Below are 19,086 nucleotides of genomic sequence, written 5' to 3' on the forward strand. Positions count from 1 at the left end.
AGCCCCGGGGTCAGCGGGTCGGGGCGCCCAGGGGGCGGCGGCGGGTGCGCTCGCGGCCGAGGATCCAGAGCGCCTCGACGCCGTCCTTCCAGGTGATCTTCTTGCCCTCCTCGCGGCCCCGCGCGCGGTAGCTGATCGGCACCTCGTAGGGGCGGATCCGGCGGCGCAGCAGCTTGCCGGTCACCTCCGCCTCCATGCCGAAGCCGCGCGAGCGGACGTCGAGCGAGCGGTAGAGCTCGATCGGCATCAGCTTGAAGCAGGTCTCCAGGTCGCCGATGTAGGAGTTGAACAGCACGTTCGCCGCCATCGTGACGCCCTTGTTGCCCATCACGTACCAGAAGCTGTAGGCGCTGTGGCTGCCGAAGGTGCGGTTGCCGTAGACCACCGTGGCCCGCCCGTCGAGCACCGGGTCGAGCAGCTTGGGGATGTCCTGCGGGTCGTATTCCAGGTCGGCGTCGAGGATGACCATGTAGTCGCCCTCGGCGTTGTCGACCGCCGTCTTGATGGCCGCGCCCTTGCCGGCGTTGCGCTGGTGGGTGATGACCCGCAGGCGCGCGTCGTCGGCCCGGCCGAGGATCTCACCGGTGCCGTCCCGGCTGCCGTCGTCGACCACGACCAGCTCGATCTCGCACGGGTAGTCGACCGCCAATGCCTGCTTGAGAGCATCCGCGATGCGTTCTTCCTCGTTGTAGACCGGCATGAGGATCGAGAGCTTCACGGGAATCTCCACGGTGGCGACAATACGTCGGCCCTAGCCTAGCCTGGCTGGTCAGCGACGCGGCGACCAGCACCGCGGGCATCGACCGTGGCGGCCCCAGGAAGATGGTGTTTACTTCCGCCATGTCGGCAGCCGGCTACCCGCTCGCCCTGGCCCCCGTCGCCACGATCGGACTGCTCACCGTCGCCCTGCGGCCCACCACGGAGACCGTGGCGCCGCTGCGCCTCGCGCTGGTCCGGGCCGCCCTGGTCACGGGCGCGTTCGCGGTGCTCACGGTGGAGGTGCTCGGCGCGCTGCGGCTGCTCACCCTGCCGGCGTTCGCCGTCGCCTGGCTGCTCTTCCTCGCCGCCTCGGTGGCGGCCGCCGGGCGGCGTCGCCGCCGGGACGCCGCCCGGCGGGCGAGCGCCGCCGGTGCGGCGCGGGGCTCGTCGCCGCCGGCGCAGGCCGTCGCCGCGCCGCGCCGCGCCCTGGTCGGCGCGACCACCGGCCCGGCCCCCGGCGCCCCGGAGCCGCCGCCGGCATCCGGCGCGCCGGGTGCCGCCGCGGCCCGCCGTCCCCGCTGGTCGGCCCGTCCGGCCGACGCCTGGCGTACGGCGGGGCGGGGCGAGCGGCTGCTCGCCGGCACGGTCGGCGGGCTGCTCCTGGTCGAGCTGCTGATCGCCCTGCTGGCCGAGCCGAACAACTTCGACTCGCAGACGTACCACCTGCCGAAGGTGGAGCACTGGGTGGCCCAGGGCGACCTCGACTTCTGGCCCACCGCCATCCACCGCCAGGTGACCATCCCGCCCGGTGCCGAGTACCTGCTGCTGCACCTGCGCCTCTTCACCGGCGGGGACGCGCTGCACCACCTCGTGCAGTGGGCCGCCGGGATCGGCGTCCTGCTGGCGGCGACCCGGATCACCGCCCAGCTCGGCGGGGGCCGCCGCGCCCAGCTGTTGACGGCGTTCGTGCTGGCCACCACGCCGATGGTGACGCTCCAGGCGACCAGCACCCAGACCGACCTGGTCTGCGCCGCCTGGGTGGCCTGCGCGGCCACGCTGGCGCTGGACGGGCTGGGTCGGCGCACCGGGGTCGGGACGATGCTCGGGTTGGGGGCGGCCACAGGGCTGACCGCGGTGACCAAGACCAACGGCCTGATGGCGGTCGGGCCGCTGCTGGTGCTCTGGGGGCTCGCCCAGCTCCGGCTGGCGCGGGCCGGCGCGGCACCAGCCGGGGCGACGCCGCAGGGTGCCGGGTCAGCTCCGGAGCGGGGCGGCGCGGCGGGCGGCCCGGCTGCCGGTGGCGTCCGTGGGGTCGCCGCACCCGGCGGCCTCCGGCCGGGCCGCCAGGTGGCCCGGACGGTGACCGGGTCGGTGCTGATCCTGCTGGTCGCGGCGGTGGTGGTCGGGCCGTTCCTGGCCCGGGTGACCGCCGAGTTCGGGCACCCGCTCGGCCCGCCCCGGCTGCGCGAGTCCGTCCCCATGGAACGGCACGACCCGCCCTCGGTGCTGGTCAACGCGCTGCGCATCGCGCACACGGCGTTCGACACCCCACTCGCGCCGCTGCGCCGGGCGGGCGCCGGGGCGATCGTCGCCGGCGCCGAGCTGATCGGCGTCGACCCCCAGGACCGGGCCATCACCTTCGGGCAGGAGCGGTTCCCGGTGCCGTCCTGGTATCCGGACGAGGACCGGGTGGCCTTCCCGCTGGCCGGGGCGCTGGCGCTGGTCGGGGCGGCGTTCGCGCTGGCCCGACCGGGCCGGGTCAGCCCGGCGCAGGCAGGGCCGCTGCGCGCGTACGCGGTGGTCGTGGTGGTGGCCGTGCTGCTGCACACCGCCATGGTCAAGTGGCAGCCGTGGGGCAACCGCCTGCTGCTCTACGCGCTGGCGCTGGCCGTACCGCTGGCGGGGCTCTGGCTCGACGCGCTGTTCCGCCGCCGGGCGGCCGTGCGGGACGGTGGCGCGGCGGGCCGCCGACCGGTGGCGGCCGGGCTCGCGGTGACCGTGCTGGCCACGTCCGCGCTGGCCGGGGTGCTCGCGGTGTCGTACGGCTTCCCGCGCCGGCTGGTCGGCGCGGGCTCGGTCTTCACCACCTCCGAGTGGGAGACCCGGTTCCTGCGGCGTCCCCAGTGGGCGGAGGAGTTCCGCTGGGCGGCGGACGCGGTCCGCGCGACGGGCGCCCGCCGGATCGGCCTGGTGCAGCAGAACGACAACTGGGAGTACCCCTGGTGGCTGCTGCTGCGCGACGCGGACGGCCGCCCGCCGGAGCTGGTGGCGCTGCAGTCCGTGCTGCCCGACCGCCCGCCGGCCGACCCGGCCTCGGTGGACGCGATCGTCTGCACCGGCAACCGGCCGGCGTGCGTGAAGCTGGTGCCGGCGGGCTGGCGCGTCGAGTTCCGGGGCTACGCGGGCTACGCCCTGCCGCCCGGGCGCTGACCCGCCTGCCGCGGCACCGCCCGGCTTGCCTGGATCGCCCGGTTCTGCACTCCGCGCGCAAGGATTCCGAGACGCATTCACATCTCTCGAAGTCGGGGCTACCTTCTGGTAACTCGATCGACGTCCCGCGATCGAGCCGAAAGGAGTGCGTCGATGCGTGGTTCCCCTGCCAGGCGCGAACGCGCGACCCGACGACGGGTGCTCACCGCCGTCGCCGCCGCGGCTCTCGTCCTGCCGATGCTCGCCGGAACGGCCTCCCCCGCCACCGCGGCCGACCGTCCGGCCATCCAGCCACTCCCCAGCAACCTGGAGGCGATCCGCGCCGCCGAGGCCACCGCGCTCTACGGCGCGCCCGCCGTCCGCCCCATCGAGCAGCGCCGCACCGCGCTGATCACCATGGGCGACAGCGAGATCTCGGGCGAGGGGGTGGGCAACTACGTCCCCGGCACCCACGAACCCGGCAACTGGTGCGACCGCTCGTACGACCAGGCGGTCTTCCGCACCGGCATCCCCGCCGACGAGAAGTACAACATCGCCTGCTCCGGGGCGACGCCGTGGAACCTGATCCGGGGCGGGCCCACCCAGCACAACGAGCTGAACCAGGGCGACCACCTCGCGATCAAGGCGCGCAACACGCACATCAAGCTGATCTGGGTGGTGGTCGGCGCGAACGGCGACGGCACGATCCAGTTCGGCCCGGTCGCCACCGACTGCACCATCCGCCGGGTCTTCTTCCAGGGCCCCTGCTACCCCACCTACACCGACCAGTGGACGGTCCGCACCGACGGCAGCCGGCAGGCGGTCGAGGACGCGCTCACCGACATCCGGCAGACCATGACCGACGCCGGCTACCTGCGGTCGGACTACGAGCTGGTGCTCATGTCGTACCCGAGCCCCGGCAGCCCGGACGTCGAGGACAACCCGAACTTCCCCGGCTGGTACGCCGGCGGCTGCCTGCTCTACCTGGCCGACGCGGCGTTCGCCCGGAACAAGGCGGTGCCGCTGTTCGAGTCGGCGCTGCGGGCGGCGGCGACCAACACCGGCACCCGCTACCTCGACGCCAGCCGGCTGTTCCACGGGCACGAGGTGTGCACCGACAACCCCGCCGTGCGCGGCCTCTACATCGAGATCGGCGTCTGGGACGAGAACGCGGCGCGGCAGTCGTTCCACCCGAACAAGCGGGGGCACGGCATGTTCGCCCAGTGCGTCACCCAGTTCTGGAACGCCGGGCAGCAGCGCGCCACCTGCGTCGACCCGGCCAGCACCGGCAACGGCGTGCTCTACCCGGGGCTGTTCGAGTTCAAGCAGCTGCGCAACGCCGCCACCGGCACCTGCGTGGACGGCAAGGGGTACGACTCGCGCAACGGCACACCGCAACAGTCGTACGGCTGCCACGGCGGGCGCAACCAGGGCTTCTGGTACGACCCGGCCCGGCAGTCGCTGCACTCGGAGCTGTCCCACGACCGCTGCCTGGACGTCTCGGGCGGCACGCTGAGCTCCGGTACGGCCGTCAACATCCACGACTGCCACGGCGGCGCCAACCAGCAGTTCGTGCTGGCCGGCAACCAGATCAAGGCGGCCGGCAACACCAACCTCTGCCTGGCGTTCGACAACCCGTGGCTGGGCACCCCGCGGTTGCGGCTGGCGACCTGCTCCACCAGCACCCGCCAGCAGTGGTCGTTCGAGTCCCGCAACTTCGCCAACCCGGTCGGCTACGGCCACGACGACTTCATCGGCTCCCGGGTGTACTGAGCCGGGTGTGGCCCGCCGTTCCCGGCTCGGGCGGTCGGGGTCGATCCCCCCGCCGGGGACGGCGGGCCGCACCCGCCGTACACCGCACTCTCCGCGAGCGGAGCGGCCGTCTCCCCCGCGGGGACGGCCGCTCCGGGCGTCCGACCCGGATGAGCGCGACGGTTACCGCTGCCCGACGGGGACGACGATCAGTCGTGCGATGCCGTTGTCGCCGTCCTTGGCGCCAGCCACCCCGACCGTGGTGCCGACCTTGATGTCGGTCGACCGGATCGTGGTGCGCCGCTCGACGACGCGCAGCTTGTCGCCGAAGGTCCAGGTCATGGTGAAGCCGTCGGTGGACTTGACGGTCATCGAGTCGTCGTCGACCGCGGTCACCTGGCCGCGCTGCACGGCGATCGTCTTCGTGCCGCCGTCCCTGGTCTTCACCACGGCCTCGCCGTGCAGGGTGTCGCGCCGCAGCAGCACCCGGGCCTTCCGGCGCTCGCGCCCCTCCTCCGCCCGCTCGCGCCGCGGCTTCTCCCCGGTCGCGGCCGGCGGCGCCGGCGAGGCGGGGGCGGCCACGGTGTCGACGTCCAGGTCGCCGGCGTCGAAGCCCAGCGCGGCGAGCGCCTGACCCTCCGCGCCGAGCGCCGCGACGACCTCGACGCCGGTGTCGCGGGCCGGCTGACCCGCCACCTCGGCCGCGCCACACCCGCCGAGCCCCAGCGCGACCGCCGTGAGCAGCGTGCCGGTGGCGATTCCCCAACGTGCCATGAGTCTCCCTCTCGTCCGTGCGTGGAGCCCAGCCTCGCGCCCTTCGGCGAGCGGAGGGTCAGGCCGATGTTCGGGTCCGGTAAGGATCCGGAGGCAGCCGGACGGTGAACGCGGCCCCGCCCTCCGGGGCGTGCCCGGCCGTGATCTCCCCACCGAGCCGGCGGACCAGGCCGGCGGCGAGCGCCAGCCCCAACCCGCTGCCCACCTTGCGCACCCCCCGGTAGCGCTGGTGCAGGGCGCCGCGCTCGAACGCCACCGCAAGGTCGTCGTCGGTGAAGCCGGGCCCGCCGTCGCGGACCTCGACGACGCCGCCCGCCGCCGGGTCCGCGCCGGCCGCCCGGACCGTGAGCACGACGGGCGCCCCGGGCGGTACGACGCGCAGCGCGTTCTCCAGCAGCCCGTCCACCACCTGCCGGATCCGCCCCGGGTCGGTGTACGCCGGCACCGGCAGCTCGGGAACCTCGGCGCGGAACGGCACCCCCACCGCCGCGCACCGGCCGGCCCAGGTGCGGCCGGCGTCGGCGGCCAGCCGGGCCAGATCCACCGGGACCGGTTCCAGCGGGAAGTCGGCGGCCTCCAGCCGGGCCAGCGCCAGCAGGTCGCTGACCAGCCGGTCCAGGTGCTCCGCCTCGGCGAGCACGGTGCGGCCGGTCTCCGCCGCGTCCGCCGCCACGATCACCCCGTCCGCCAGCGCCTCGGCGTAGCCCCGGATCGCGGTCAGCGGGGTGCGCAGCTCGTGCGAGACGGAGAGCAGGAACTCCCGTTGTCGGCCCTCGCTCGTGGCCAGCGCGGCGGCCAGCCCGTTCAGCGCGTACGCCAGGTCGGCCACCTCGTCGGGCGGCTCCACCGGCACGCGTACCGTCCGGTCCCCCGCGCGCAGCCGCGCGGCGGCGTCGGCGGCGCGCCGGATCGGCCGGGCCAGCCGGCGGGCCAACAACAGCCCGGCGACCACCCCGGCGGCCAGCCCGGCCAGCAGCGGCAGCCAGAGGCTGGGCAGCACCTGCCGCCACGGGGCGGTGGTCCGGTACCGGGTCAGCACCACCCCGTCGCCGCCGGGCAGGGCGCGCCCCTCGATCAGGGTCCGCCGCCCGTCGAGGGGCCGGCGGGTCGAGACGTTGCGCCCCTCGGCGACGCGCCGCACCACCCGCGACGGCAGACCGGGCCGGTCGGGCACCCCGCTCCGGATGAGGTACGCGTCGACGCCCTGGGCACGCAACTGGCGGACGAGGCGCTCCTCGTCGCCGGTCCGCCCGGTCTCCAGCCGGGGCCGCAGCACCTCGGCGGCGAGCCGGGCCTGGGCGGCCAGCGCCTCCTGGTCGCGCCGCTCCACGCCGCGCACCGCCAGGGGTACCGCGACGATCGCGGTGACCAGCACCGACACCAGGGCGACCGCGCAGGTGACCAGCACCGCGCGGGAGGTCAGCGTACGGCCGGGGCGGGGCGGTGCCGGCGGGCCGACCACCGGCGGCGCGACGGTGGGCTCAGCCATCGGCGGCGTACCCGACGCCCCGGTGCGTGCGGATGACGCTGGCCGCGCCGAGCTTCGCGCGGACCTGCGCGACATGCACGTCGACGGTGCGGGTGCCGGCGTGCGCCGCGTACCCCCACACCCCGGCGAGCAGCTCCTCCCGGGTGAAGACCCGGCCCGGCCGGGCCATCAGGTGTGCCAGCAGGTCGAACTCGGTGGAGGTGAGCTGCACCGGGGCGCCCGCGACGGTCACGGTGCGCCGGCCCGGGTCGAGCGTCACCGCGCCGACGACCCGGGGGCGGCCCGTCGCCTCGGACGCTCCGGCGGTGCGCCGCAGCACCGCCCGCACCCGGGCGACCAGCTCGCGAGGGCTGAACGGCTTGGTGACGTAGTCGTCCGCGCCCAGTTCCAGCCCGACGACGCGGTCCACCTCGTCGTCGCGGGCGGTGAGGAAGATGACCGGGGTCCAGTCGCCGGCCGCCCGCAGCCGCCGGCAGACCTCGGTGCCGGCCAGGCCAGGCAGCGCGATGTCGAGGACGCAGGCCACCGGGCGCAGCCGGCGCGCGGCGGCCAGGCCGGCGGCGCCGTCCCGTTCCAGGTGTACGCCGAACCCGTCCCGGGTCAGGTAGAGCCGGACCAGGTCGGCGATGGCCGGCTCGTCCTCCACCACGAGGACGAGCCCGCGGGCCGGGGCGTCGACGGTCACCGACCCATGATTGCCGACGCCGCGGCGCGGGGCGGGTCAGCGGATGTTCGGGTTCGGTAAGAAGGCGGTCAGCGCACCACGGCGGGACGGAACGCGGCGGGGCGCGCGACCGCCGGCACCTCGCCGATGGTGGCGACGATCCGCTCCCGCGGCGTCCGCAGCCGGGTTCGGAAGGCGTGGTTGAGCAGCGCGTCGAGCTGCCACACCTGCTTCGGGTGCCGGGTGCGGATGAGGAACCGCTCGCGGATCCCGTCGATCGCGGTGGCGGCCAGTTCGACCGAGTGCAGGCGCGGGTCGGGACTCCAGGTGACGTTGCTGAGTTCCCGCAGCTCGGTGTTGAGGTGCAGGCGCAGCCGGTGCAGGACCCGGGTCTGCTGGGTGACGACCAGCCGCCGGTGGGTCAGCAGGAGGAGGTACTCGCCGGCCACCGGGCGGTCGGGCCGGCTGCACCGGGTGACCAGGATGGTGGCGTCGCCGGAACCGACGCAGCGGCGGAAGACCGGCATGTGCCGACTGGCGGTCTGCACCGCGAGCCCGGCCTCGGCGGCGGCGGGGAGGAACGTTCGGGAGAAGACGTCCATGCCCTGCCCAACGAGGGGCGACCTGGAGTGACGTGGGCCACGTGCAAATTGCAGAACTTCCACGCACGCGCGTCGCACCGCCTGTCCGACTTCCGGGCCCGCCCCGCGCGACGGGCCCGGTCGGGCGGCTCAGAGCAGCGGCTGCATCGCCCCGAACCCGCTGCCCAGCCGGGCGGGGGTGAGCCATCCGCCGCCGTTCCACCGGTACCGCAGCACGTTGCCGGTCGACTGCTGCACCGCGATCAGCTCGGGCCGGCCGTTCCGGTCGAAGTCGCCGAGCTGGACCAGGTCCCGCATCCCGCCCCAGCCGGCACCCGCGTCGAGCCGGGTGCCGAGGAGCCCGTCCGGGCCACCCGGGTGGACGTGGAGGCGGCCCGTGGCCTTGTCCCGGGCGAGCAGGTCGAGGCGTCCGTCGCCGGTGAAGTCGGCGCCGCCGTTCAGCTCGTCCAGTGCGTTCCAGCCGGCGCCGCCGAGCGCGACCCGGCTGCCGAAGCCGGTGCCCCTGCCCGGATAGAGCCAGAGCACGCCGGTGGAGGTCTGCACCGCCGCGAGGTCCTGGTAGCCGTCGCGATTCCAGTCCCCGACGGGCGTGATCTCGCGCATGCCGTTCCACCCGCTGCCGACCTTCACCCGGGTGGTCACGCCGGAGCCGTTGGCCGGGTAGAACCACAGGTAGCCGGTCGACTTCTCCCGGGCCAGCAGGTCCTCGCCGCCCGCCCGGTCGAAGTTGCCCGCGCGGACGATCGCGTCCATCCCGTTCCAGCCCGCGCCGAGCGAGAGTCGACCGCTCAGGGTGACGCCGTTGCCGCCGTAGACGTACAGCCGGCCGGTGGCCGGCTCGCGGTAGCCCAGGTCCGCCCAGCCGTTGCCGGTGAAGTCGCCGAACCCGGCGGCGGGCAGCGGGGCGACGTCGAGGTGGTTGCTGTCGACGTTGATGGTCACCCCGCCCCACGTCTCGTGGTGGTCGCCCCGGTACTGCTTCATCCGCTGCTTCGGCATCCAGTACGACTCGGGCAGCGCCTCGTCCGTCACGGTCTGCACGCCGTCCCACCGGGCGAAGTCCAGGTAGTCCGGCCTGCCGTGGCCGACCCGCTCGTACGCGGAGACCTGGTCCGCCAGGCCACCGGAGGCCACGTCGGTGTAGAAGCCGGAGAAGTAGCCGTGGTCGTGCAGCCGGATCGTCCAGGCGTGGGTGAAGGTCTGCACCGCCGCCGTGCAGGTTGCGTCTCCGGCCGGGTACTTCTCCATGTTGTAGAAGACCGTGCTCTCCCGGGGCAGCCCCAGGTCGCGCGCCCGCGCCGCGGCGTCGTCGGCGGCGGCCCGGCCCTGCGCGGCGGCCTGCGCCGGGTCGATGCGCGGCTTGCTGGTGCTGCGGCAGGGCGCCTGCGGCCCGACGTAGAGGGGGAAGAAGCGCCAGCCCGCCGCCGCCTGGGTGGCCACCCACTCCCGGGTCAGGTTCGGCTGTGCGCAGGCCCGGCCGTTCCCACCGATGTAGATGCCCACCGCCCGGTACGGCGAGGCCAGCCACGCCTTCATCGCGGCGCTCGACGGTGCCGTGCAGGTGTCGAAGCCCAGGCCGGTGAAGGCGCCGGGGTGCGGCCCGGTGTAGCCGGCGGCCTGCGCGGGGCCGGCGGCGCCGGTCAGGGCGGCACCGGCGGCGAGCACCGCGGCCGCCGTCGCGGCGAGGGCCCGCCGGGCGGTACGGCGCAGCCCGGCGGGCGGAGCGGAATGGCGCGTCACGAGTCCCCGATCCCCGTTTCGTGGATGGCCGGCGGGCGGGCGCGGACGCGTCTCCGACTCGACACCGGCGCGCCGATTCTGCCGGGACGTCCGTCCGTTGTCGATACCCCCACCCGGGCCGGCCGGCGACCACCCGACCCCACGGCGACGACGGCCGGGTCCGCCCCACGGCGGGCGGGCCCGGCCAGGGCCGCTCAGAGCAGCGGCGTCATGGCGCCGAACCCGGTGCCGATGCGGAGGGGCGACGCCCAGCCGGCGCCGAGCCAGCGGTACAGGTAGACGTAGCCGCTGGACTGCTGCACGGCGACCATGTCGGGCCGGCCGTCCCGGTCGAAGTCGCCGAGCTGGACGAGGTCGCGCATGGTGTTCCAACCGGAGCCGACCTGGGTACGGGTGTTGGGCGCGCCGGCCCGGCCCGGGTAGAGGAACAGGTAGCCGGTGCTCTTCTCCCGCGCGACCACGTCCGGGTAGCCGTCGTTGTTGAAGTCACCGCCGGCGTTCAGCTCGTCCACCGAGTTCCAGCCGGAGCCGAGCAGCACGCGGCTGGGGAACGCCCCGCCACCCGTGCCGGGGTAGAGGTAGAGCGCGCCGGTGGAGCTCTGCACCGCCAGCAGGTCCTGGTAGCCGTCGCGGTTGTAGTCGCCGATCGGGGTGATCTCCCGGACGCTGTTCCAGCCCGCGCCCAGCCTGATCCGGCCGCTGATTCCCGACCCCGTGCCCGGGTAGAGCCACAGGTAGCCCGTCGCCTTCTCGCGGGCGATGACGTCCTCGCCGCCGGCCCGGTCGAAGTTGCCGGCCCGGACGATCACGTCCATGCCGTTCCAGCCGGCGCCGAGCGTCACCCGGCCGCTGAGGGCGGTGCCGTTGCCGCCGTAGACGTGCACCTGGCCGGTGGCCGGGTCGCGGTAGCCGAGGTCCGACCAGCCGTTGCCGGTGAAGTCGCCGAACCGGGTGGCCGGCAGCGGGGCGACGTCGAGGTAGTCGCCGTCGATGTTGATGGTGACCCCGCCCCACGTCTCGTCGTGCGGGCCCACGTGCTGCTTGATCCGCCGCTTCGGCGCCCAGTGGCCGGCGGGGATGCCCGGGTCGGAGACCGTCGCCACGTCGTCCCAGCGGGCGAAGTCGAGGTAGTCCGGGCGGACGTAGCCGGGCGTGTCGTAGGCGGCGACCTGATCGGCGACGCCGCGCGCCATGCTGCTGTAGAAGCCGGAGAGGTAGCCCTGGTCGTGCAGCCGGGCGGTCCACGCGCTCATGAACGTGAGGACCGCGCTGGTGCAGGCCGCGTCGCCGCCGTCGTAGTCCTCCATGTCGTAGAAGAGGACGCTCTCCCGGGGCAGGCCGAGTTCCACCGCCCGCGCCACGGCGTCATCGGCCTCGGCGCGACCCTGCGCCGCCGCCTGGGCCGGGTCGATGCGCGGCCGGCTGGTCGCCAGGCAGGGGGCCTGGAGGCCGACGTACATCGGAACGAGGTGCCAGCCCGCCGCCGTCTGGGCGGCCACCCACTCGGCGGTGAGCGCGGGCTGCTCGCAGCCGCGGCTGACGCCACCGAAGTAGATGACGACCGCCCGGTATGGCGAGTGGGCCCGCCACGCCTGCATCTGCGCGCTGGTCGGCGCGGTGCAGGCGTCGAAGCCCAGGCCGGTGTAGGTGCCGGGCTGCGGCGCGACGGCGGCGTGGGCCGGGCCGGTGACGGCCGTCAGCGCGAGGCCGGCGCCGAGGATGGTGGCGGCGGTGCCGGCCAGGGTCCGGCGCGCGGCACGGCGCAGCCCCGCCGACGAGAGTGTGGATTTCACGTTTCCCCGATCTGTCCCGTGGGTCGGACCGCCGGCGGGCGGACGCTGCCCGTCCCTCGCGCTGCGCCGGCCCGCTGATTCTGACCACAGTCGACGGCTCCTGTCGAGGTCGTGGCCGGTTCCGGGCGGGCCGGGAGTGTCGCGGACGGCCCTCGGGGCGGGCGCCGACGCGCTCCGACCGGGGGCTCAGACCGGGTCGGGCTCGAAGAGTTCCGTCAGCCAGCCGGGCACCGCGGACGCGTACCGCGCCCGGGCCGGGTCCGGCGTGGTCAGGGCCCGGCGCCAGGAGAGCGACCGGCTCACCCGGGTGACGCGGACCGCCAGCCGGGCCGCCTCCCGCAGCGTCGCCCGGTCGTGCCGGTCCGACCACGGCTCCAGGTACGCGTCGCGCAGCCGCGCCAGCGCCGGATCTCCGGCGGGCAGGTCGAAGGCGTGCGCGACCGAGTTCAGCGTCACCAGCAGGGTGCCGAACGGGTGGGCGACCGAGGCGTCGCCCCAGTCGAAGAACCGGTGCCCGTCGTCGCCGACGAAGACGTTGCCGTCGTGCAGGTCGTCGTGCTGGACGCTGGGCGCGACGCCCGAGTCGGCCAGCCGCCGGCACTGCTCGGCGAACTCGGTCCGATGCGCGCGCAACCGCCCGTACGCCTCGACGTCGAGCCCGTCCTCCGTCCCCAGCAGCAGCGACTCCTCGTCATCCAGCAGCGCCTCGAACAGCTCCGGCAGCGCCTCCGGCCGGTGGTCGGGCACGCCGATCGCGAGTAGTTCGCCGACGCGGGGCGTGACCGTGCGCTGGAGGTCGGCGTACTCCGGCAGGACCCGCTCCCAGCGGACCAGCAGGCCGCGGTCGCCGCCCACCGCGTCGCGCAGCGAGCGGCCCCCGTCGGGCAGCAGCGACCAGCCGCGCCCGGCGTCGACCGCGATCGGGTCGAGCACCCGCCCCGGGGCGAGCCGGGCCAGCGCGTCCAGCAGCGCCGCCTCGTGTCGGGTGCCCGGGTTGTTCGCCTTGAACCAGGCGTCCCCGGCGTCGGTGGGCACCCGCCAGACCAGGGACCACGGCCGGACCCGGGGCTCGACCGGCCCGACGACCCGCCGGCCGTGCCGGCCGAGCCGGTCGCCGACCCAGCTGAGGGCGGTGTCCCGCCAGTGCGGGTCGGTCCAGTCGGCGGAAGGCGTGGCGGCAGTGGTCACGCCGCGGAATGTAGCCCCGCCGCCGGCGCCGGGGCGACACCTTATCGCCCGGCGCACCCCGTGGCCGGCGGCGATCGACGCGCCCCGGCCGGTCCGGGCGATGCTCGTCGCCGCCGTCGGCGGGAACGGCTAGCCTTCACCGCCATGCCGGACGCCTCGTTCCTCGCCGCCACCCGCGACTCCTACGACACCATGGCCGCCGACTACACCGAGTGGCTCCGTACGGACATGGACGGCAGGCCCCTCGACCGGGCGCTGCTGGCCGCCTTCGCCGAGGCGGTGCAGGCCGGCGGCAACGGTCCCGTCGCCGACGTCGGCTGCGGGCCCGGCCGGATCACGATCCTGCTGCACCGACTGGGGCTGGACGCGTTTGGCGTCGACCTGTCGCCCGGGATGGTCGCGCTGGCCCGGGAGACGTACCCGCAGCTGCGGTTCGAGGTGGGCTCGATGCTCGCGCTGGACCTGCCGGACGCCTCCCTCGGCGGGCTGCTCGCCTACTACTCGATCATCCACGTGCCGTGGGACCGGCGGCCGGAGGTCCTCGCCGAGTTCCACCGGGTGCTCGCGCCGGGCGGGCAGCTCATGCTCGCCTTCCAGGTCGGCGACGATCGCCTGCACCTCGACGAGGCCTTCGGCAAACCGATCTGCGCCGACTGGTACCGGCAGCGGCCGGACGAGGTGGCCGCGCTGCTGCGCGAGGCCGGGTTCGACCTGTGGGCCACGGTCGTGAAGGAGCCCGAGGGCACGGAGAAGACCCCGCAGGGCTTCGTGTTGGCGCGCAGGCCCGCCGGGGAGTAGCTCCCGCCTCCCGGTCGGCGGGGGGTCAGAGCAGCTCGACGATGGTGGCGTTGGCCATGCCGCCGCCCTCGCACATGGTCTGGAGGCCGTAGCGGATGTTGTTGTCCCGCATGTGGGCGAGCATGGTGGTCATGATCCGGGCGCCGGACGCGCCGAGCGGGTGACCGAGGGCGATCGCCCCGCCGCGCGGGTTGAGTCGCTCCGCGTCCGCCTCGGTCTCCGCGAGCCAGGCCAGCGGGACCGGGGCGAACGCCTCGTTCACCTCGTACACCCCGATCTCCTCGATGCCCAGCCCCGCGCGGCGCAGCGCCTTCGCGGTGGCCGGGATGGGCGCGGTGAGCATGGTGACGGGGTCGTCCGCGGCGACCACGGCGGTGTGGACGCGGGCCAGCGGGCGCAGGCCGTGTCGGCTGGCCCACTCGCTCGTGGTGACGGCGAGCGCCGCCGCGCCGTCGGAGATCTGCGAGGCGGAACCGGCGGTGACGACGCCGTCGGGACGGAACGGGGTGGCCAGCTCGCCGAGCTTCTCCAGCGAGGTGTCCCGCCGGATGCCCTCGTCGGCGGCGAACTTGCCGCCGTCGGCCAGGGCGACCGGGGCGATCTCGGCGTCGAAGGCGCCGGCGTCCTGCGCCACGGCGGCCTTCTCGTGGCTGGCGAGGGCGAACTCGTCGAGCTGGGCGCGGGAGAAGCGCCAGCGCGCGGCGATCAGCTCGGCCCCGACGCCCTGGTTGAACGGCAGCGGCGCGTCCTCGGCGAAGCCCTCGACGCCCCGGTAGCGGTCGCGCAACTGGTCGCTGAAGGGCGATCCGCCGCCCACGCTGGAGCCCATCGCGACCCGGGTCATCGACTCGACGCCGCCGGCGACGACCAGGTCGGCCTGGCCGGAGAGCACGGTCGCGGCGGCGAAGTGCAGGGCCTGCTGGCTGGAGCCGCACTGCCGGTCGAGCGTGGTGCCCGGCACCGACTCGGGCCAGCCGGCAGCCAGCACGCCGTTGCGGGCGACGTTCCACGACTGGTCGCCCACCTGGGAGACGCAGCCCCAGACCACGTCGTCGACCTGGGCGGGGTCGATCCCGGTGCGCTCGGCGAGGGCGCGCAGCACGTGCGCCGAGAGGTCGACCGGGTGCACGGCGGCCAGGCTGCCCTTGCGCCGCCCGACCGGGGTGCGTACCGCGCCGACGATGACTGCGTCACTCATGACTACTCCCCGGTAACTTCGGCTGCCACCGATACTACGTCCTCGGCGGGCCGCCGTCCTCCTCCGGGTGCGCTGGCATGCTGGACGGATGCGCCCACACCCGTCCCCCACCGCCCGGCAGTGGCGGGTGCCGACCGGCCTGCCGGCGCTCAAGCTGGCCGGCGCGGTCGCGCTCCTCGCGCTCGCGCTGCTCCTCGACGAGGGCGACCCGATCCAGTTGGGGCTGGCGGTGGTCGCCGCCGCCACGCTGGCCGGCTGGGCCGCGCGCGACCTGGTGGCGCCGGTCCGGTTGGCGGTCGACCCGGAGGGGATCACCGTCGTCCGGGGCTTCGCGGGGTACCGCCGGCTGCCCTGGTCGGTCGTCGAGCGGGTCGCCGTGGACCGCCGCGCCCGGCTGGGTCTGACCAGCGAGGTGCTGGAGATCGACGCGGGGGAGTCGCTGCACCTGTTCGGCCGCCTCGACCTCGGCGCGGACCCCGCCGACGTGGCCGAGGTTGTGCGCGAGGCCCGCCCGCACTGAGCGGGCGGTCAGCCGCCGAGGATCGCCGCGGTGCGGACCAGGGCCAGGCCGAGCAGCGCCGCCAGGATCACCGCGCCGCCGGCGAGCTGCACCAGCGTCCGCCGGGACCGCGGGGCGTACGCGAACACCAGCGCCATCAGCCCGCCGACCACCAGCCCGCCGAGGTGGCCGGGGATCGAGATGCCGGGCACGGTGAACGTGAAGACCAGGTTGATCACCAGGACGGGGAGCACCTGGGAGATGTCCCGCCCCAGCTTGCGTTCGATGACCACCAGCGCGGCGAAGAGGCCGAAGATCGACGTGGACGCGCCGGCGGTGAGCTGGTTCTGCGCGCTGAACAGGTAGGCGGCGACGTTCCCGCCCAGCCCGGCGACGAGGTAGAGCGCCGCGAAACGCAGCGGCCCGAGGCTGGCCTCCAGCGACCGGCCCAGCACCCACAGCGCCCACATGTTCAGCAGCAGGTGGACCACGCCGTAGTGCAGGAACATCGCGGTGACCAGGCGGTACCACTCGCCCTCGGCGATGCCGCCGACCGTGCCGTCGGGGAAGAGCGCGCCGCCGAGCACCGCGCCCCAGTCGGTCAGCGGGGTGCTGCCGCCCATCAGGCCGCCGAAGCCGGAGCCGCCGACCGCCGCGTCCCCGCCCCGGTCGGACGCGATGGAGAGCAGCATCAGCAGCACGTTCAGCGCGATCAGCGCCTTGGTGACGTAGCCGTGCCGGCCGGCGGCACCGCCACCGAAGGCGGTGCGCGCCGGCCGTACGCTACGACGTCCCTCCGCCACGCACTCCGGGCACTGGAACCCGACCGACGCCTCCCGCATGCAGTCCGGGCAGATCGGCCGGTCGCAGCGGGTGCACCGGACGTACGTCTCCCGGCCGGGGTGCCGGAAGCAGACCGGCGCGGTGGGCGGCGACTCGCTCACCGCGCCCGCCCGCCGACGCGGGCCACGCGGCCCATCCACCGGTCCCGGCCCTCGGAGCGCTCAGTCATGTGGGCAAAGGTACCTCGCGGGCGCCTCAGGCAGCGGTGCGCTCGATCTCGACCCGCTCGATCACCACGTCCTGCAGCGGCCGGTCGTTCGGGCCGGTCGGGGTGTTGGCGATCGAGTCCACCACCTTCGCGGACTGCTCGTCGGCCACCTGACCGAAGATGGTGTGCCGGTTGTTCAGGTGCGGCGTCGGCGAGACGGTGATGAAGAACTGCGAGCCGTTGGTGCCCGGCCCGGCGTTCGCCATCGCCAGCAGGTACGGCCGGTCGAAGCGCAGCTCCGGGTGGAACTCGTCGGCGAACTTGTAACCCGGGCCGCCGCGGCCGGTGCCCGTCGGGTCACCCATCTGGATCATGAAGCCGCTGATCACCCGGTGCGAGATGGTGCCGTCGTAGTACGGCCCGCTGCCCGGCTGACCCGTGCGCGGGTCGGTGTATTCGCGGTTGCCCTCGGCCAGGTCGACGAAGTTCTTGACGGTCTTCGGCGCGTGGTTGGGGAAGAGCTCCAGCCGGATCGGGCCAGCGTTGGTGTGCAAGGTGGCGTAGACAGCCTCGGCCACGGGTACTCCTCACTCGTTGGTCAGTTCCATGCGGATCCTCCCATGTGCCCGATCTGGCAGTGCGGAGGCATCCGAAGGTGGAGGATGACGAAGGAACAACTCCCAGGAGGTGGGACCGTGTTTGGAATCGGGCGGCGTAAGACCCAGGGGCAGCTGGCCAAGGTGGAGCTGAACCAGGGCCTCGGTCACCTGAGGCAGGCCGCGACGTACGCCGCGAAGGGTGCCGGCGCCACCGTCGCCCCGCGGGTCCAGGCGGCCCGGGGCGCCGTCGCGCCGACGGCCGTCCTGGTGCGCGACCGCGCGTCCAGCGGCTTCGCGTCCACGGTCGCCGCGCTCGCGCCGCTGGCCCTGGCCGTCCGCAAGGCCCAGGCCGAGGCGGCGGGCAAGGCGGTCACCAACAAGAAGGCCGCCGCAGCCAAGCGGGCCGCGGTCACCAGGAAGGTCAAGGCGAAGAACATGAAGGCTTCCCGGAAGAAGAACTCCCGGCGCGGCGGGTCCGTGATGACCGGTCTCCTCGCGGCCGGCGCGGTGGCCGGCGTCGCCGCGATGGCGATGCGTCGCCGCCGCGAGCAGCAGGAGTGGGCCGAGTACGACCCGACCCGGACGCTGGAGCCGATGCGCGACGAGGTGGAGACCATGGAGATCCGGACCCCGGTGACCGACGCCTCGACGCTGTCGAGCGGCTCGGGCGTGGCCGGCGGGCCGACCGGCGCCGGCAGCTCGGCGGTGGCCGGCGGCGACAGCGCCTCCACCACCACCCCCGGCAAGCAGCCGACGATCCACGCGACGGACAAGGTCCCGTCGGTGGCCGAGGGCGCGAAGGACGTGTCGGGCCGCCCGGCGGACGACCTCACCGAGGCACTGGGCAAGGGCGCCAAGACCAACGGGCGTCGCTGACGCCCGAGGTCCCCGGAAAGCGCCGGCGAAGCGGGTCACCCGCGCCGCCGGCGCTTCCGCGTGCCCGGGGGCGGCGGTCAGAGCCAGCCGTTGCGGCGGAACCAGCGGTAGAGGGCGAGCGAGATCGCGAGCATGAGGGCGAGCACGACCGGATAGCCGTACGTCATCCGCAGCTCCGGCATGACGTCGAAGTTCATCCCGTAGATGCCCGCGATGGCGGTCCAGACGGCGGCGATGGCCGCCCACGCGGCGATCTTGCGCATGTCGTTGTTCTGGTCGACCGTGACCTGGGCCAGCCGCGCCTGGAGGATGGAGTTGAGCAGGTCGTCGTAGGAGTTGACCTGCTCGACCGTGCGGCTGAGGTGGTCCTGCACGTCCCGGAAGTAGCGGCGGATCTCCTTGGGCACGTCGCGGTTCATCTGCGCGGTGAGCGTCATCAGTGGCCGCTGCAGCGGCGCCACCGCCCGCTTGAACTCCACCAGCTCCCGCTTCATCTGGTAGATCCGCTGGATGCGGCCGCTGGACTGGCGGTCGAACACCTCGGTCTCCAGCGTGTCCAGGTCGTCCTCCAGCCGGTCGGCGACCTCCAGGTAGATGTCCACCACCCGGTCGGTGACCGCGTACGCCACCGCCCACGGCCCGTGGAGCAGCAGGTCCTGCTTCGTCTCCAGGTCGGCCCGGACCGGGGCCAGCCGGCAGGCGTCCCCGTGCCGCACGCTGATCAGGAAGTTCGGGCCGATGAAGAGCATCACCTGGCCGGTCTCGACGACCTCGGAGTTCTCGGTCAGCTCGTCGTGCTCGCAGTAGCGCGCGGTGCGCAGCACCAGGAAGCTGACCTCGCCGAACTGCTCCAGCTTGGGGCGCTGCTGCGCCTTGACCGCGTCCTCGACCGCCAGCTCGTGCAGGCCGTAGGTGGCGGCGATGGCGGTCATCTCGTCCAGTTCCGGCTCGTGCAGGCCGAGCCAGACGAAGCCGTTCTCCTCGCGGCGGGCGGCGTCGAGCGCCTCGGCGTACC

Annotated in this window: 17 protein-coding genes; 5 read left to right on the plus strand and 12 right to left on the minus strand. The window is 74.5% G+C overall.

Features of this window, described 5'->3' with window-relative positions:
• Positions 1–10: 10 nt before the first annotated feature.
• Complete coding sequence (locus ACSNOB_RS05970; protein WP_393108666.1) at positions 11–718, minus strand: glycosyltransferase family 2 protein; 708 nt, start codon at positions 716–718, stop codon at positions 11–13.
• A 122-nt stretch (positions 719–840) separates the two neighbouring features.
• Between ACSNOB_RS05970 and ACSNOB_RS05975 the strand changes: the two genes are divergently transcribed.
• Positions 841–3,129: a hypothetical protein gene (locus ACSNOB_RS05975; RefSeq protein WP_436685616.1), complete on the plus strand. Its 2,289-nt coding sequence runs from the start codon at positions 841–843 to the stop codon at positions 3,127–3,129.
• 153 nt (positions 3,130–3,282) lie between these two features.
• Positions 3,283–4,881, plus strand: a complete 1,599-nt coding sequence (locus ACSNOB_RS05980; protein WP_436685617.1) for a ricin-type beta-trefoil lectin domain protein — start codon at positions 3,283–3,285, stop codon at positions 4,879–4,881.
• A 162-nt stretch (positions 4,882–5,043) separates the two neighbouring features.
• Here the strand turns inward: ACSNOB_RS05980 and ACSNOB_RS05985 are convergent, their stop codons facing one another.
• The 7 genes from ACSNOB_RS05985 to ACSNOB_RS06015 form a co-directional block, all read right to left on the minus strand.
• Positions 5,044–5,634: a hypothetical protein gene (locus ACSNOB_RS05985; RefSeq protein WP_436685618.1), complete on the minus strand. Its 591-nt coding sequence runs from the start codon at positions 5,632–5,634 to the stop codon at positions 5,044–5,046.
• Positions 5,635–5,692: 58 nt separating this feature from the next.
• On the minus strand, positions 5,693–7,123 hold the full coding sequence (locus ACSNOB_RS05990) for a sensor histidine kinase (protein WP_436685619.1): 1,431 nt from the start codon (positions 7,121–7,123) through the stop codon (positions 5,693–5,695).
• Positions 7,116–7,808: a response regulator gene (locus ACSNOB_RS05995; protein ID WP_436685620.1), complete on the minus strand. Its 693-nt coding sequence runs from the start codon at positions 7,806–7,808 to the stop codon at positions 7,116–7,118. Before ACSNOB_RS05995 ends, ACSNOB_RS05990 begins: the two co-directional genes overlap by 8 nt.
• Before the next feature lie 68 nt (positions 7,809–7,876).
• The gene (locus ACSNOB_RS06000) at positions 7,877–8,389 is read right to left on the minus strand and encodes a hypothetical protein (protein WP_393108543.1); all 513 of its coding nucleotides are present in this window, start codon (positions 8,387–8,389) and stop codon (positions 7,877–7,879) included.
• A gap of 129 nt (positions 8,390–8,518) precedes the next feature.
• Complete coding sequence (locus ACSNOB_RS06005) at positions 8,519–10,129, minus strand: glycoside hydrolase domain-containing protein (protein ID WP_436685621.1); 1,611 nt, start codon at positions 10,127–10,129, stop codon at positions 8,519–8,521.
• A 194-nt stretch (positions 10,130–10,323) separates the two neighbouring features.
• A complete protein-coding gene (locus ACSNOB_RS06010; RefSeq protein ID WP_436685622.1) occupies positions 10,324–11,922 on the minus strand; it encodes a glycoside hydrolase domain-containing protein in 1,599 nt (532 codons plus the stop codon).
• 186 nt (positions 11,923–12,108) lie between these two features.
• Entirely contained in the window at positions 12,109–13,110 is a 1,002-nt protein-coding gene (locus ACSNOB_RS06015; protein WP_436685623.1) for a phosphotransferase, read from the minus strand.
• A gap of 144 nt (positions 13,111–13,254) precedes the next feature.
• Here ACSNOB_RS06015 and ACSNOB_RS06020 point away from each other — a divergent pair, with 144 nt between their 5' ends.
• The gene (locus ACSNOB_RS06020; protein WP_436685624.1) at positions 13,255–13,908 is read left to right on the plus strand and encodes a class I SAM-dependent methyltransferase; all 654 of its coding nucleotides are present in this window, start codon (positions 13,255–13,257) and stop codon (positions 13,906–13,908) included.
• Positions 13,909–13,933: 25 nt separating this feature from the next.
• On the opposite strand, the gene ACSNOB_RS06025 is transcribed toward ACSNOB_RS06020, so the two are convergent.
• On the minus strand, positions 13,934–15,106 hold the full coding sequence (locus ACSNOB_RS06025; RefSeq protein WP_436685625.1) for a thiolase family protein: 1,173 nt from the start codon (positions 15,104–15,106) through the stop codon (positions 13,934–13,936).
• An 88-nt stretch (positions 15,107–15,194) separates the two neighbouring features.
• Here ACSNOB_RS06025 and ACSNOB_RS06030 point away from each other — a divergent pair, with 88 nt between their 5' ends.
• Positions 15,195–15,626 (plus strand): PH domain-containing protein, encoded by a 432-nt coding sequence (locus ACSNOB_RS06030; RefSeq protein WP_436685626.1) that lies wholly within the window; start codon positions 15,195–15,197, stop codon positions 15,624–15,626.
• Between the two features lie 8 nt (positions 15,627–15,634).
• Here ACSNOB_RS06030 and ACSNOB_RS06035 read toward each other — a convergent pair whose 3' ends face one another.
• Together ACSNOB_RS06035 and ACSNOB_RS06040 are read right to left on the minus strand one after the other, a co-directional pair.
• Positions 15,635–16,549, minus strand: a complete 915-nt coding sequence (locus ACSNOB_RS06035) for a rhomboid family intramembrane serine protease (protein ID WP_436685627.1) — start codon at positions 16,547–16,549, stop codon at positions 15,635–15,637.
• Positions 16,550–16,643: 94 nt separating this feature from the next.
• Positions 16,644–17,174: a peptidylprolyl isomerase gene (locus ACSNOB_RS06040; protein WP_436685628.1), complete on the minus strand. Its 531-nt coding sequence runs from the start codon at positions 17,172–17,174 to the stop codon at positions 16,644–16,646.
• An 84-nt stretch (positions 17,175–17,258) separates the two neighbouring features.
• Here ACSNOB_RS06040 and ACSNOB_RS06045 point away from each other — a divergent pair, with 84 nt between their 5' ends.
• On the plus strand, positions 17,259–18,071 hold the full coding sequence (locus tag ACSNOB_RS06045; protein ID WP_436685629.1) for a hypothetical protein: 813 nt from the start codon (positions 17,259–17,261) through the stop codon (positions 18,069–18,071).
• A 77-nt stretch (positions 18,072–18,148) separates the two neighbouring features.
• Here the strand turns inward: ACSNOB_RS06045 and corA are convergent.
• The coding region (gene corA, locus ACSNOB_RS06050) for a magnesium/cobalt transporter CorA (protein WP_436685630.1) at positions 18,149–19,086 on the minus strand (938 nt) is incomplete at its 5' end.

Origin of the sequence: Micromonospora sp. URMC 106, from assembly GCF_051386395.1 — a bacterium.
Classification (GTDB): domain Bacteria; phylum Actinomycetota; class Actinomycetes; order Mycobacteriales; family Micromonosporaceae; genus Micromonospora.

Excerpts from the sequence above, each read along its gene's own strand:
- ACSNOB_RS06025 (WP_436685625.1), bottom strand. The coding sequence starts at position 15,106 with ATGAGTGACGCAGTCATCGTCGGCGCGGTACGCACCCCGGTCGGGCGG.
- ACSNOB_RS06020 (WP_436685624.1), top strand. The coding sequence starts at position 13,255 with ATGCCGGACGCCTCGTTCCTCGCCGCCACCCGCGACTCCTACGACACC.
- ACSNOB_RS06030 (WP_436685626.1), top strand. The coding sequence starts at position 15,195 with ATGCGCCCACACCCGTCCCCCACCGCCCGGCAGTGGCGGGTGCCGACC.
- ACSNOB_RS06000 (WP_393108543.1), bottom strand. The coding sequence starts at position 8,389 with ATGGACGTCTTCTCCCGAACGTTCCTCCCCGCCGCCGCCGAGGCCGGG.
- ACSNOB_RS06045 (WP_436685629.1), top strand. The coding sequence starts at position 17,259 with ATGACGAAGGAACAACTCCCAGGAGGTGGGACCGTGTTTGGAATCGGG.
- ACSNOB_RS05980 (WP_436685617.1), top strand. The coding sequence starts at position 3,283 with ATGCGTGGTTCCCCTGCCAGGCGCGAACGCGCGACCCGACGACGGGTG.
- ACSNOB_RS05985 (WP_436685618.1), bottom strand. The coding sequence starts at position 5,634 with ATGGCACGTTGGGGAATCGCCACCGGCACGCTGCTCACGGCGGTCGCG.
- ACSNOB_RS05990 (WP_436685619.1), bottom strand. The coding sequence starts at position 7,123 with ATGGCTGAGCCCACCGTCGCGCCGCCGGTGGTCGGCCCGCCGGCACCG.
- ACSNOB_RS05975 (WP_436685616.1), top strand. The coding sequence starts at position 841 with ATGTCGGCAGCCGGCTACCCGCTCGCCCTGGCCCCCGTCGCCACGATC.